This window comes from Pseudomonas sp. FP2300, assembly GCF_030687595.1.
Classification (GTDB): domain Bacteria; phylum Pseudomonadota; class Gammaproteobacteria; order Pseudomonadales; family Pseudomonadaceae; genus Aquipseudomonas; species Aquipseudomonas bijieensis.
In genome coordinates this window covers 1,115,770-1,129,386 of record NZ_CP117440.1, presented here as the reverse complement: position 1 = coordinate 1,129,386, position 13,617 = coordinate 1,115,770, and the positions used below count along the sequence as shown (strand labels likewise).

The following is a 13,617-nucleotide window of genomic DNA, read 5'->3' as shown; positions in this document are numbered from 1 at the left end:
GCCATCTTCCCCCCGGGTTTCGCAAGCATTGCGTAACCAAACCTTGTCAGAACGGGATCCAACAGCGAGCATAGGTGTCACGCTTGTTACAAAAGCCTGTGGGGGAAATGCCCTGGCAGGTGCCCAGCATGCCACCACTTTTTGACAGAAAATAATGAACACCGAACCGACCTCTTCCCAGGCCACCGTGCCTCAGGGCGCGCCGCTTGTGTCGATCGTGGCCCCCTGCTACAACGCCGGAAAATACCTGGAAGAAGCGATCCACAGCCTCTTTGCCCAGGATTACCCGAACATTGAGGTCATCGTGGTCGACGACGGCTCCACCGACGACAGCCTCGCCATGCTCCGGCAGTTGCAGCAAACCTACGATTTCCAGCTCTACGCCCAGGAGAACCAGGGCGTGAGCGCGGCGCTCAACTACGGGCTGAAGTATGCCAAGGGCACGTACGTAGCGACCCCGGACCTTGACGACGTGATGTTGCCCCATTCGATCCGGGTCCGCGCCCACTACCTGGACGAACATCCGCAGGTGGGCTGCGTCGGCGCGCTGATCGTCTACATGGACAGCGAAGGCCGGACCATCAAGGAGCAACAGCACGATCACCTCCAGGTACATACCTTCGATGACCTGCTGCGCAACGCCGCCGTCATCGGCGCGCCCACGGCCCTGTACCGTATGAGTGCCCTGCGGGACGCCGGTTTTTATGATCCGCAGCTAAGGGTCCAGGATTTCCAGATCACCCTGCGGATCGCCCACCAGGGTTATGAAATCCATGAACTACCGATCTGCGTCACGCGCTATCGGCGCCACCCCAATAACCTGTCGAGAAAATACCGCTTGATGCTCAAGACGGACCTGCAGGCCATCGAGCCCTATCGGGACCACCCAGGCTACGAGTCGGCCCGCACGGTACTGGTGCACAAAGCACTGAAGTACGCCGTGGTCGAAGACCGCAAAGAAGCCTGGCAACTGTTGCGCAGCATCCCCTGGCGCCACTGGAACAAAACCAGCTTCAAGCGCCTCAGGCGGCTGGTCTTGCGATTGCCGATGACAAGGACCAAATCATGAAGTTCTTGCAGAAATTCAAGGAGCGCAAAGTACGAAAGCACCTCAAGCGCCTGGAAAAACTCGAACGAGCGCCGGAAAAAATCCGCCTGCGCTATCCGAGATACCAGGTTGGGGTGGGTACGTATGGCATTCCCGAGGTGATGGAGTTCGGCGACGACACGGTCCTCAAGGTCGGCTCTTATACGTCGATCGCCGAAGGGGTGAAGATCCTGTTGGGCGGTGGGCATCGCACCGACTGGGTCAGCACGTTTCCATTCCCGCTGATGATCGACGAAGCCCGGGACATTCCCGGCAGCAACCCGACCAAGGGCGACGTGGTGATAGGCAGCGACTGCTGGATCTGCGCTGAAGCGATGATTCTGTCGGGCGTGACCATCGGCCATGGCGCCGTGGTCGCGGCCGGCGCGGTGGTGACACGCGATGTCGAGCCTTACGCCATGGTGGGTGGCAATCCGTGCCGATTCATTCGCTGGCGTTTCGAGGAGCCGGTGCGTCAGGCCCTGCTTGAGTCGGCCTGGTGGGAATGGCCGATGGAAGAGGTCAAGGCGGTGTCGCCACTGCTGTGCAATGACAACATCGACGCCTTCCTGGATTACGTCCGCCAACGGCATTGATCGCCCCACATTCGCGTGGTGCGATCAAAGGAAAGACCGAAACGGTCAGTGCGCCTCGGTGAACGCCAGCTTCACTCCAATGGCGACGAGCACCGCGCCCATGGTCCGGTCGAACCAGTGGCCCATGCGCGCGAAACCAGCGCGCACCCGTTGCTGGCTGAACAGCAGCGCCACCAGGCAGAACCAGACGGCCGTGGCGACCGCCAGGTACACGCCGTAACCGGCCTGGATCGCCAACGGCGTATGGGGGTTGATCACCACAGTGAACAGCGACAGGAAAAACAGCGTCGCCTTGGGATTCAGGCCATTGGTGACGAAGCCCGAAATGAACGCGCCACGGGCGGTCCGTTCACCGACTTCCTTGTGCAGGTTTTCCTCGGCCGGCTTGGCCGGTTGCGCCCGCAGTGCCTTGAAGCCGATGTACAGCAGGTACGCGGCGGCGGCCCACTTCAGCGCGTTGAACAGCACGATCGATTGCGACACGATCAGGCCGATGCCCAGCAACGAATAGCCCACATGCAGGAAAATCGCCGTGCCGACGCCCAGCGCCGTCCAGGTGCCGGCGCGCCGGCCATGGGTCACGCTTTCACGTACCACCACGGCAAAATCCGGCCCGGGGCTGGCAACGGCGAGCAGGTGGATCAGGGCGACGGTGAGGAATTCGGTGAGGTACATGGTGGCGCTCCTTGCGACAATCTTTTGTTGGATGAAATCCCGTGGCGAGGGAGCTTGCTCCCGCTCGATTGCGCGGCGGTTGCTTGTATCAGGGCCTGCTGCGCAGACCAGCGGGAGCAAGCTCCCTCGCCACAGAGTTCCCTTGCCACGGCTGTTCGCCGCCATGGCTGTAACGCATCTGATAGGCTCGCCACATTACGCCTTCGGTTCTTGACATAAAAGGTACAGCTGATGACGAACACCGCCCGCGCAGTTTTCCTCGACCACCCTTCCCTGGACCTCGGCGACCTGGACCTGGGCCCGCTGCGCAGTTGCTTCAGCGACCTGCAACTGTTCGCCCGGACCACCCCGGACCAGGTCATCGAGCGGCTCAAGGGCGCCACCGTGGCGATCACCAACAAGATCGTGATCGATGCCCAGACCATGGCGGCCAGCCCCGAACTGAAGCTGATCCTGATCAGTGCCACTGGCACCAATAACGTCGACTTGGAAGCCGCCCGCCGCCACGGCATCACGGTATGCAATTGCCAGGGCTACGGCACACCGTCGGTGGCCCAGCATACGATCATGCTGTTGCTGAATCTGGCGACGCGCCTGGCCGATTATCAAAAAGCGGTGGGCGAAGGTCGCTGGCAGCAGGCTTCGCAGTTCTGCCTGCTGGACTATCCGATTGTCGAACTGGAAGGCAAGACCCTGGGTCTGCTGGGCCATGGCGAACTGGGCAGCGCCGTCGGGCGGCTGGCCGAAGCCTTTGGCATGCGCGTGTTGCTGGGGCAGATCCCCGGGCGCCCGCCTCGCCCCGACCGCTTGCCGCTGGAGCAATTGTTGCCGCAAATCGATGCCCTGACCCTGCACTGCCCGCTCAACGAACACACCCGGAACTTCATCGGCGCCCGCGAGCTGGCGCTGCTCAAGCCGGGTGCGTTCGTGGTCAATACCGCCCGCGGTGGTCTGATCGACGAACAGGCCTTGGCCGAGGCGCTGCGCAGCGGTCACTTGGGCGGCGCCGCCACCGACGTGCTCAGCGTGGAGCCACCGGTCCAAGGCAACCCGCTGCTGGCCAGCGATATCCCACGGTTGATCGTCACACCGCACAACGCCTGGGGCAGTCGCGAGGCGCGGCAACGGATCGTCGGTCAAATGAGCGAAAACGCCCAAGGCTTTTTCAGCGGTACAGCACGGCGTGTCGTCAGTTGATAAACTGCCGCACTTTTTTTCAAGGAGCAGACCATGGATCCGCGCAGTGAAGTACTGCTTCGTCAGGCCGAGTTATTCCAGGGCTCGGTGTTGTTGGCCGGCCTGCCCGCCGACGACCTGCTCGGCCGCTTGCCCGAGGCCCATGGCTGGTGCTGGCATGCTGGCGATCAGGCGGCGCTGGACGCGCGCTTTCCCGAGCGCAGCCACTTTGGCGTGAACGTCCCCGAGCAGGGGTTCGACACCGCCGTGGTGTTCCTGCCCAAAGCCAAGGACCTCACCGACTACATCCTCAATGCCGTGGCCGCGCGCCTGGCCGGGCGCGAGGTGTACCTGGTGGGGGAAAAACGCAGCGGCATCGAAGGTGCGTCCAAGCAGCTCAACCCGTTCGGCAAACCACGCAAGCTCGACAGCGCCCGGCACTGCCAACTGTGGCAAGTCACGGTCGCCAACGCGCCCGAGGCCAAGCCTCTGGAAAGCCTGGCCCAGACCTACGAGCTGCCCCTGGCCGAAGGCCCGTTGAAGGTCATCAGCCTGCCGGGGGTGTTCAGCCACGGTCGCCTGGATCGCGGCAGTGCGCTGCTGCTGGAGCACCTGGATAAACTGCCCAGCGGGCATTTGCTCGACTTCGGCTGCGGTGCCGGGGTGCTGGGGGCGGCGGTCAAGCGTCGCTATCCACACAACACCGTCACCCTATTGGACGTGGACGCGTTCGCCGCCGCCAGCAGTCGCCTGACCCTGGCCGCCAATGGCCTGGAAGCCGAGGTGCTGACCGGTGACGGCATCGACGCCGCTCCCATGGGCTTGAGCGCGATCCTGAGCAATCCACCGTTCCATGTCGGCGTGCACACCGATTACCACGCCACGGAAAACCTGCTACGAAAAGCAGCCAAACATCTGAAAAATGGCGGCGAACTTCGGTTGGTGGCGAACAGTTTCCTCAAGTACCAGCCGTTGATCGAAGAGCATTTGGGCATGTGTGCGATCAAGGCCGAAGGCCAAGGCTTTCGCATCTACCGGGCCAAGCGCGGCTGAAGCATTTTTAAGAAACAGCACTTGCCCAATCGGATTTGCCTAGGCAGAATCCGCTCCGTCCTAGGGGAGTAGTCTCCCGCGAGCGCCATGCTCGCCCGGCATACGTCAACATACTTGGTCAGCAGACCATGGCGTATGCGGCCCAAGCGTCCACGCAGATGGTCGCTGGGTTTGACAAGACCTATGACACGCACACCTTACCCGGGGCGGGAAGGCTGTACGTGTCATAGCCGTGTCGACCCGCCCCTTTAGGAATTCCTGATGCTGGACTCACTCCTCGTACCTACCGCCATCGTTGCGCTGGCCGAAATCGGCGACAAGACGCAGTTGCTCGCGCTCATCCTGGCGGCTCGCTTTCGCAAACCCTGGCCAATCATCGCCGGCATCGTTGCCGCGACACTCGCCAACCATGCGGCAGCTGGCGCGGTCGGCGCCTGGGTCAGCGGTTTTTTCTCCGACGCGGTCTTGCACTGGATACTGGCGGCAAGCTTCACGGCCACGGCACTGTGGACCCTGGTCCCCGACAAGCTGGACGATGAAGAAACGAACACAGCCCGTAAGTTCGGACCGTTCCTGACCACGCTGATTGCGTTCTTCCTGGCGGAAATCGGCGACAAGACGCAGATCGCCACGGTGATGCTCGCTGCGCAATACCCGGAGTTGTGGCTGGTGATCATCGGTACCACGGTGGGCATGTTGATCGCCAACGTGCCGGTGGTCCTGGCCGGCAACTTCGCCGCCGAGAAACTACCCCTTACCTTGATCCGCCACCTGGCCGCCTCGGCATTCTTCGTCCTGGCGATCGTGGCGGTGTACAAGGCGATGCAGAGTAGTGGGTGGGTTTGACCCTGTGTCACACCTTGGGCTGAGGATAACTGTGGGAGCATAGCTTGCTCGCGATAAACGATGACGCGGTCTGATTGACGTCTGCGTCACCCCTGTCGCGAGCAAGCTTTGCTCCCACAACAATGCTTACTTCTTGGCCTGCTGATACAGCGGCATCACCTTCGGAATCGCCGCCTGCAACGAAGCGATACGGCTGCTCGACGAAGGGTGGGTACTCATGAACTCCGGCGGCGCGCCTTCCGAGGCCTTGGCCATCTTGTTCCACAAGGTGATCGCGGCGTTCGGGTCGTAGCCGGCGCGGGCAGCCAGTTCGAGGCCGATCAGGTCGGCTTCGTTCTCGTTGCCACGGCTGTTGGGCAAGGTCATGCCGTAGTTGGCGACGGTGTCGGCCAACGCCAGGCTGTCCTGGCCCAGGCCGAACAAGGCGCCAGCGCCCTGCTTGGCCATCTCGATGCCATAGGCCTTGGACATCGCTTCGCGCCCGTGCTCGCGCAGGGCGTGGGCGATTTCGTGGCCCATGATCGCGGCAATCTCAGCGTCGGTCAGCTTCAACTGGTCGATCAGGCCGGTGTAGAACATGATCTTGCCGCCAGGGCCGCAATTGGCGTTGAGTTCATCGCTCTTGATCAGGTTCACTTCCCAATTCCACTGCGCCGAATCCGGGCGGAACACCGGTGCCTGGGCAATCAAGCGGTCGGCAATGACCTGGATGCGCTTGGCATCGTTGCTGGTCTTGTCCAGCGCGCCCTGGGCGCTCGCCTCACCCATCGTCTTTTGGTAGGACTGGGCGTACATCTGGTTGACCTGCTCGGTCGACAGCATGCTGAACATATACTGCTTGCGCTCCACGCCCACGGCTCCGCCGCTGGTGGTATTGACCGACTGGCAACCGGCGAGCAGCAGAGCCGCGCTCAGAGCACTCACCATCAATGTCTTGTTCATGTAAAAGAAGCTCCCTGGAAACGTGGGCGTATCCTAGGCCTTGATTTGTATCGGCGCCAGATACACAACGAGCGATTACAGATTTTTCGGACAGGGCCTACCCAGTTCATTTGCGACACCCACGCAGCTAAAACAGTCAACCGACGAACAGCGCCTCATGCCGCGCCACAGAAACGCCGATAAAGACTCCAGACGTCATTTCCGCGTCCGGAGCCTTTATGAAATTCAGATCGATCCAGTTTTCCGTGGCCGCCCTGGCCGGTGCCATCGTGCTCAGCGTGGTGGGTGCCCTTGTGCTGTACGCGCTGTTTGCCGGCGCGCGTACCCAGGACATGGTGCAACAGCGGACCAAGGCGCAGTTCGAACAACTCATCGAACAACGCCTCAGCGCCCTGGCCCGCACCCAGGCCAGCCTGATCCAGCGGGAACTGGAAGCACCGCTGCTGCTCGCCCGTGGCCTGGCCACCAGCAACGCCTTGATGGGCATGAACGGCGCGGACGGCAACCCGCAACTGAAGGTGCCCCGCGAGCAAATGATCAGCCTGTTGCGCGAAACCGTGGTACGTAACCCGAAGATCCTCGGTGCCTACATCGCCTGGGAGCCGAATGCCATCGACCACGATGACGCCAATTATGTGAACAGTCAGGTGTTGGGCATGGAAACCAACGGGCGTTTCCTGCCTTGGTGGTTTCGTAACCAGGACGGCTCCCTGGGCCTGGAAAAACTCGCCGACGTGACCGACCAGAAACTGCTCTCCACCGGCATCCGCGCCAGTGAGTACTACCTGTGCTCCCAGGACAGCAAGAAAGCCTGCGTGATCGACCCGGCGCCCTATCGCGTTGGCAACACGATGACCATGCTCGCCTCGTTCATCGAACCGATCATGATCGATGGCAAGTTCCAGGGCATCGTCGGTGCCGACCTGTCGGTGAACTTCATCCAGGACATGCTTGTGGCCGCCGACGGCAAGCTGTACGACGGCGCCGGGGAAATGGCCTTGCTCTCGAGCAACAACCGGCTGGTGGCCTTCACCAAGGACCCGAGCAAACTCGGGGAAAAGGCCAGCGACCTGCTGGATGCCAGTGAACTGGATAACCTCGCCAAGCTTGGCATTGGCGAGGTGCGCTATGACATCGACGAAGAACACGGGCATATCGAGGTATACATGCCGTTCGGCATCGGCGAGACCAACGCCCGCTGGACGTTGATGCTGCAACTGCCGCTGAATGCCGTCATGGCCGACCTGCAAGCCCTGCAAAAAGACCTCGACCATCAGCGCCAGGCCGATATCTTCGGCATGGCGATGGTGGGCCTGGTGATTGCCGGCATCGGTCTGCTGGTGATCTGGCTGGTGGGCCACGGCATTGCCCGGCCACTCAAGCAAATGGTGGCGATGCTCGATGACATCGCCCAGGGCGAAGGCGACCTGACCCGGCGCCTGGTCAGCGACCGCGCCGATGAACTGGGAGCGATCGCCAGGGGCTTCAACACGTTCCTGAGCAAATTGCAGGGCATGATCACCCAGGTGGTGACTTCGGTGCAGAGCGTCAGCGACTCATCGGAGCACACGGCCGATATCGCGATCCGCACCAACCAGGGCGTGCACAAGCAGATGTCTGAGATCGATCAGGTCGCCACTGCCGTGCACGAAATGACCGCTACCGCCCAGGACGTGGCCCGCAACGCGACCCAAGCCGCCCAGGCCGCCAGTCATGCAGACCAGGCCGCCAGCCAGGGCATGCAGATCGTGCGGGACACCTCCACTTCCATCGGTGCCCTGGCCGTGGAAATCGGTAAGGCAGTGGGTGTGGTGCAGACCCTGGCCAAGGACAGCGAGAACATCAACGCGATCCTCACCGCCATCCGTGGGATCGCCGAGCAGACCAACCTGCTGGCCCTCAACGCCGCCATCGAAGCCGCACGGGCCGGTGAACAGGGCCGTGGCTTCGCGGTGGTCGCCGATGAAGTGCGCAACCTGGCACAGAAGACGCAGCAGGCGACCGAAGAAATCCAGGCGATGATCCAACAGTTGCAACAAGGCACCCGGGACGTGGTGCGAGTGATGGAAGACAGCCAGCACCGTACCGATGAAAGCGTGCAGCATGCGGCGAAAGCGGCCCAGGCCCTGGAAACGATCACCCAGGCCGTGTCGGTGATCAACGACATGAACACCCAGATCGCCAGCGCCGCCGAAGAACAAAGCGCCGTCGCCGATGATATCAACCGCAACGTGATCAACATCGGGCAAGTGGCGAACGAGGTGGCCAGCGGTGCCGACGAGTCCAGCGCGGCCAGCGCCGGGCTGACCAAACTGGCAGAGCAGCAGCGGCGGTTGATCAATCAGTTCAGGGTCTGATCCAAAGGCCTCATCGCGAGCAGGCTCGCTCCCACAGGGGGATTTGCGGTGGAATGCCGATCTTGTGAACACCCCCAAAACAACTGTGGGAGCGAGCCTGCTCGCGATGGCGTCGGGTCAGCCACATAGAGACTGACTGATAAACCGCCTTCGCGAGCAAGCCCACTCCCACAGAGGATTTGCGGTGGAATTCCGACCTTGCTAACACCCCAAAAAACTGTGGGAGCAAAGCTTGCTCGCGATAGCGTCAGGTCAGCCAACATTGAGGTGACTGACACACTATCGCGAGCAAGCTTTGCTCCCACAGACTCCCACAGGTTCAATGCAGGGCTTTAGAGTTCGCCGAGGGCTTCGATCAGGGCCTGGTTCTGCTCCGGTGTGCCGATGCTGATCCGCAGGAACTGGGCAATCCGCTCCTGCTTGAAGTGCCGCACGATCACGCCCTGCTCCCGCAGTTTCGCCGCCAACCCTGCCGCATCGTGCCCAGGGTGGCGGGCGAAGATGAAGTTAGCCGCCGAGGGCAGCACTTCAAAACCCTTGGCTTGCAGTTGCGCCACGACCCATTCACGGTGCTCGATGACCAACTGGCAGGTCCGCTCGAAATACTCACGATCATCGAACGCCGCCGCGCCGCCGACATTCGCCAGGCGATCCAGCGGGTAGGAGTTGAAGCTGTTCTTGATCCGCTCCAGCGCTTCGATCAGGTCCGGATGCCCCACCGCCAGGCCCACTCGCAGCCCCGCCAAGGAGCGGGACTTGGACAGGGTCTGGGTCACCAGCAGGTTCGGATAACGGTCCACCAGGCTGATGGCCGTCTCGCCGCCGAAGTCGATATAGGCCTCGTCGACCACCACCACCGAATCCGGGCTGGCCTTGAGGATTTGCTCGACCGCTTCCAGCGCCAGCAGGCAGCCGGTCGGCGCGTTCGGGTTGGGAAAAATGATCCCGCCGTTGGGCTTGGCGTAGTCTGCCGGGTCGATCTGGAATTGTTCATCCAGCGGCACCGCATCGAACTTAATGCCGTACAGCCCGCAATACACCGGATAGAAGCTGTAGCTGATGTCCGGGAACAACAGCGGCTGGTCGTGCTGTAACAGGCCGTGAAAGATGTGCGCCAGCACTTCATCCGAGCCGTTGCCCAGGAACACCTGGTTGCTCTGCACCCCGTAATACCGGGCCACGGCGTTTTTCAGCAGGTCGCTGTTGGGATCCGGATACAGGCGCAGGTTGTCGTTCAGCTCGGTCTGCATCGCCGCCAAGGCCTTGGGCGATGGGCCGTAGGGGTTCTCGTTGGTGTTGAGCTTGACCAGGCGAGTCAGCTTCGGCTGTTCACCCGGTACGTAAGGCACCAGGTTCTTGACGAACGGGCTCCAGAATTTACTCATTTCAGTTCCCCTGCCCGTCAATGGTGTTCTCATCAAGAATGCGGTACTCGGCGCTGCGGGCGTGGGCGCTCAGCGATTCGCCACGGGCCAGCACCGAAGCGGTCTTGCCCAGTTCGGACGCGCCCTGCTCGGAGCAGAAGATGATCGACGAACGCTTCTGGAAGTCATACACCCCCAGCGGCGACGAGAAACGCGCAGTGCCGGACGTCGGCAATACGTGGTTGGGACCTGCGCAGTAGTCGCCCAGGGCTTCGCTGGTGTGGCGGCCCATGAAGATCGCACCGGCGTGGCGGATCTGCGGCAACCAGGCCTGCGGGTCGGCGACCGACAGCTCCAGGTGTTCCGGCGCGATGCGGTTGGCGACCTCGATGGCCTGCGCCATGTCATCGACCTTGATCAGCGCACCACGGCCATTGATCGACGTGTTGATGATCTCGGCGCGGTCCATGGTCGGCAGCAGTTTATCGATGCTGGCGGCCACCTTGTCGAGGAACTCGGCGTCCGGGCTGACCAGGATCGCCTGGGCGTCTTCATCGTGCTCGGCCTGGGAAAACAGGTCCATGGCGATCCAGTCCGGGTCGGTCTGGCCGTCGCACACCACCAGGATCTCCGAAGGCCCGGCGATCATGTCGATGCCGACCTGGCCAAACACGTGACGCTTGGCGGTGGCGACATAGATATTGCCCGGCCCGACCACCTTGTCGACCCGTGGCACGCTTTCGGTGCCATAGGCCAGCGCAGCAACGGCCTGGGCGCCGCCGATGGTGAACACCCGGTCCACGCCAGCGATGCAGGCAGCGGCCAGCACCAGTTCGTTGATTTCACCGCGCGGAGTCGGGACCACCATGACCACTTCGGTCACCCCGGCGACCTTGGCCGGAATAGCGTTCATCAACACCGAGGACGGGTAGGACGCCTTGCCACCCGGCACGTACAGGCCGGCGCGGTCCAGCGGCGTGACCTTCTGGCCCAGCACCGTGCCGTCGGCTTCGGTGTAGCTCCAGGAGTCCTGTTTCTGCCTCTCGTGGTAGTCGCGCACCCGCGATGCGGCTTTTTCCAGGGCTTCGCGCTGGGGCACGGTGATCCGGGTCAGGGCCAGTTCCAGGCGCTCGCGCGGCAGGATCAGGTCGGCCATGGACGCCACTTGCAGGCCATCGAATTTCTGGGTGAATTCCACCAAAGCGGCATCGCCACGCTCGCGCACGGCCTTGATGATGTCCAGCACCCGCTGATTGACCGAGTCGTCAGACACACTTTCCCAGCTCAGCAGATGATCCAGATGATGTGCGAAATCCGGGTCGGCAGCGTTGAGTCGGCGAATCGAAGTGGGAGCGGTCATAGCGAGGGCCTCATTAATGGCAAATGCTCAGGCGCCCTAAGCTACCAGTCCATTCGCGTGGGCACCTGAGAAAATTGGCTATGACACGGATAGACGGGCGCGACTCAAGGTCGCGCAGGTGAATCAGCCGCGGTGTCGCGATTCCACTGCCTTGCGCAGGGTATCGATCAGAGCCTGGATACGGGCATGCTGCATTTTCATCGAAGCCTTGTTGACGATCAGCCGGGAGGTGATGTCAGCGATGAAATCCTGGGGTTCCAGACCGTTGGCCCGCAGGGTGTTACCGGTGTCGACCACGTCGATGATCTTGTCCGCCAGGCCGATCAGCGGCGCCAACTCCATCGAACCGTACAATTTGATGATGTCGACCTGGCGGCCCTGCTCGGCGTAGTAACGCTTGGCAATGTTGACGAACTTGGTCGCCACGCGCAAACGCCCCTTGGGCTCCGGCGTGCCGACTTTACCGGCGGTCATCAGCTTGCAACGGGCGATCCGCAGATCCAGGGGCTCGTACAGGCCCTGGCCGCCGTATTCCATCAGCACGTCCTTGCCGGCAACGCCCAGGTCGGCGGCGCCATGTTCCACGTAGGTCGGCACATCGGTGGCACGCACGATCAGCAAGCGCACGTCGGCCTGGGTCGTGGGGATGATCAGCTTGCGGCTCTTGTCCGGATTCTCGGTCGGCACGATGCCCGCTTCAGCCAGAAGCGGCAGGGTGTCGTCAAGGATGCGGCCCTTGGACAGTGCGATGGTCAACATGGGAAACGTCAGTCCTTATCAAGGTACTCATGCCCGGTCGCAAGTGGCGCCGGACACACATCGAGGGTGCAAACACCCTCGATTTGAAACTATTCAACAGGCACATCCTTGTGCCCATGCAGCCGGGACTAGCCCGGTACGCGGCGGATCTTGGCGCCGAGCATCTGCAGTTTTTCTTCGATGCACTCGTAGCCACGGTCGATGTGGTAGATGCGGTCGATCAGGGTATCGCCCTCGGCAATCAGGGCCGAGATGACCAGGCTGGCCGAGGCCCGAAGGTCGGTGGCCATGACGGGCGCGCCCTTGAGCTTCTCGGTACCGGTAACGATGGCAGTGTTGCCTTCGACCTGGATCTTGGCACCCATGCGATGCAGTTCGTAGACGTGCATGAAGCGGTTTTCGAAGATCGTCTCGATCACTGCGCCCGTGCCTTCGGCAATGGCGTTGAGGGAGATGAACTGCGCCTGCATGTCGGTCGGGAACGCCGGGTACGGAGCGGTCCGCACGTTGACGGCTTTTGGCCGCTTGCCGTGCATGTTCACTTCGATCCAGTCTTCACCGCAGGTGACTTCGGCACCGGCTTCCTTGAGTTTTTCCAGGACGGCTTCGAGGATGGTCGGATCGGTGTCCTTGACCTTGACGCGGCCACCGGTGACGGCGGCGGCTACCAGGTAGGTACCGGTTTCGATCCGGTCGGGCATCACTTTGTAGGTGGCCGAATGCAGGCGCTCGACGCCATCGATGGTGATGGTGTCGGTGCCGGCACCGCTGATCTTGGCGCCCATGGCGATCAGGAAGTTCGCCAGGTCGACCACTTCAGGCTCGCGGGCGGCGTTTTGCAGTACGCTGCGGCCCTTGGCCAGTGCGGCGGCCATCATGATGTTCTCGGTACCGGTCACGCTGACGGTATCGAAGAAGAAGTGCGCGCCGCGCAAGCCGCCTTCCGGCGCCTTGGCCTTGATGTAGCCGCCTTCGACGTCGATCACCGCGCCCATAGCTTCCAGGCCGCGAATGTGCAGGTCCACCGGACGCGAGCCAATGGCGCAACCGCCAGGCAAGGCGACTTCGGCTTCACCGAAACGGGCGACCATCGGGCCCAATACCAGGATCGACGCACGCATGGTTTTCACCAGTTCGTACGGGGCGACCAGGGTCTTGATGGTGCGCGGGTCGATCTCGACGCTGAGCTTCTCGTCGATCACCGGCTCGATGCCCATGCGGCCGAACAGCTCGATCATCGTGGTGATGTCGTGCAGGTGCGGCAGGTTGGCCACGGTCACCGGGCCATCGCACAGCAAGGTTGCGGCCAGGATCGGCAGGGCGGAGTTCTTTGCCCCGGAAATACGGATTTCGCCATCAAGACGAACGCCGCCGGTAATAATCAGTTTATCCATAAGAATCT

General features: G+C 62.1%; 12 protein-coding genes, 1 pseudogene and 1 riboswitch. Of the genes and pseudogenes, 7 read left to right on the top strand and 6 right to left on the bottom strand.

The features are described from left to right. Positions 1 to 154: 154 nt before the first annotated feature. Together PSH86_RS04825 and PSH86_RS04820 are read left to right on the top strand one after the other, a co-directional pair. A complete protein-coding gene (locus PSH86_RS04825) occupies positions 155 to 1,069 on the top strand; it encodes a glycosyltransferase family 2 protein (RefSeq protein WP_163855284.1) in 915 nt (304 codons plus the stop codon). Beyond that, positions 1,066 to 1,683 carry a CatB-related O-acetyltransferase gene (locus PSH86_RS04820; protein WP_163855286.1) on the top strand — a complete coding sequence of 206 codons (618 nt, stop codon included), beginning with the start codon at positions 1,066 to 1,068 and terminating at the stop codon, positions 1,681 to 1,683. The genes PSH86_RS04825 and PSH86_RS04820 overlap by 4 nt, the downstream gene beginning before the upstream one ends. Before the next feature lie 45 nt (positions 1,684 to 1,728). Here PSH86_RS04820 and PSH86_RS04815 read toward each other — a convergent pair whose 3' ends face one another. Next, entirely contained in the window at positions 1,729 to 2,358 is a 630-nt protein-coding gene (locus tag PSH86_RS04815; RefSeq protein ID WP_060739142.1) for a LysE family translocator, read from the bottom strand. Between the two features lie 231 nt (positions 2,359 to 2,589). Here PSH86_RS04815 and PSH86_RS04810 point away from each other — a divergent pair, with 231 nt between their 5' ends. From PSH86_RS04810 to PSH86_RS04800, 3 genes are all read left to right on the top strand, one after another. Continuing rightward, a complete protein-coding gene (locus PSH86_RS04810) occupies positions 2,590 to 3,555 on the top strand; it encodes a 2-hydroxyacid dehydrogenase (RefSeq protein WP_163855288.1) in 966 nt (321 codons plus the stop codon). Positions 3,556 to 3,588: 33 nt separating this feature from the next. After that, positions 3,589 to 4,587, top strand: a complete 999-nt coding sequence (locus PSH86_RS04805) for a class I SAM-dependent methyltransferase (protein WP_163855291.1) — start codon at positions 3,589 to 3,591, stop codon at positions 4,585 to 4,587. A gap of 51 nt (positions 4,588 to 4,638) precedes the next feature. Next, positions 4,639 to 4,759: riboswitch (yybP-ykoY riboswitch) on the top strand. A gap of 89 nt (positions 4,760 to 4,848) precedes the next feature. Beyond that, positions 4,849 to 5,433, top strand: coding sequence for a TMEM165/GDT1 family protein (locus tag PSH86_RS04800; RefSeq protein ID WP_305488218.1), 585 nt, complete (start codon positions 4,849 to 4,851; stop codon positions 5,431 to 5,433). A 126-nt stretch (positions 5,434 to 5,559) separates the two neighbouring features. On the opposite strand, the gene PSH86_RS04795 is transcribed toward PSH86_RS04800, so the two are convergent. Then, positions 5,560 to 6,375 (bottom strand): M48 family metallopeptidase, encoded by an 816-nt coding sequence (locus tag PSH86_RS04795; RefSeq protein ID WP_109753560.1) that lies wholly within the window; start codon positions 6,373 to 6,375, stop codon positions 5,560 to 5,562. A 218-nt stretch (positions 6,376 to 6,593) separates the two neighbouring features. Here PSH86_RS04795 and PSH86_RS30535 point away from each other — a divergent pair. Both PSH86_RS30535 and PSH86_RS30530 read left to right on the top strand, forming a co-directional pair. Then, positions 6,594 to 7,826 (top strand): annotated as a pseudogene (locus tag PSH86_RS30535) (methyl-accepting chemotaxis protein); the annotation flags it as partial. Positions 7,827 to 7,889: 63 nt separating this feature from the next. Next, on the top strand, positions 7,890 to 8,732 hold the full coding sequence (locus tag PSH86_RS30530; RefSeq protein WP_370873798.1) for a methyl-accepting chemotaxis protein: 843 nt from the start codon (positions 7,890 to 7,892) through the stop codon (positions 8,730 to 8,732). A gap of 332 nt (positions 8,733 to 9,064) precedes the next feature. Here the strand turns inward: PSH86_RS30530 and hisC are convergent, their stop codons facing one another. The 4 genes from hisC to murA form a co-directional block, all read right to left on the bottom strand. Next, complete coding sequence (gene hisC, locus PSH86_RS04785; protein WP_109753558.1) at positions 9,065 to 10,117, bottom strand: histidinol-phosphate transaminase; 1,053 nt, start codon at positions 10,115 to 10,117, stop codon at positions 9,065 to 9,067. Between the two features lies 1 nt (position 10,118). Continuing rightward, positions 10,119 to 11,456 carry a histidinol dehydrogenase gene (gene hisD / locus PSH86_RS04780; protein WP_109753557.1) on the bottom strand — a complete coding sequence of 446 codons (1,338 nt, stop codon included), beginning with the start codon at positions 11,454 to 11,456 and terminating at the stop codon, positions 10,119 to 10,121. Positions 11,457 to 11,579: 123 nt separating this feature from the next. Then, entirely contained in the window at positions 11,580 to 12,215 is a 636-nt protein-coding gene (hisG, locus tag PSH86_RS04775; RefSeq protein ID WP_163855295.1) for an ATP phosphoribosyltransferase, read from the bottom strand. Positions 12,216 to 12,343: 128 nt separating this feature from the next. After that, positions 12,344 to 13,609 carry a UDP-N-acetylglucosamine 1-carboxyvinyltransferase gene (gene murA, locus PSH86_RS04770; protein ID WP_041020860.1) on the bottom strand — a complete coding sequence of 422 codons (1,266 nt, stop codon included), beginning with the start codon at positions 13,607 to 13,609 and terminating at the stop codon, positions 12,344 to 12,346. Positions 13,610 to 13,617: the final 8 nt, after the last annotated feature.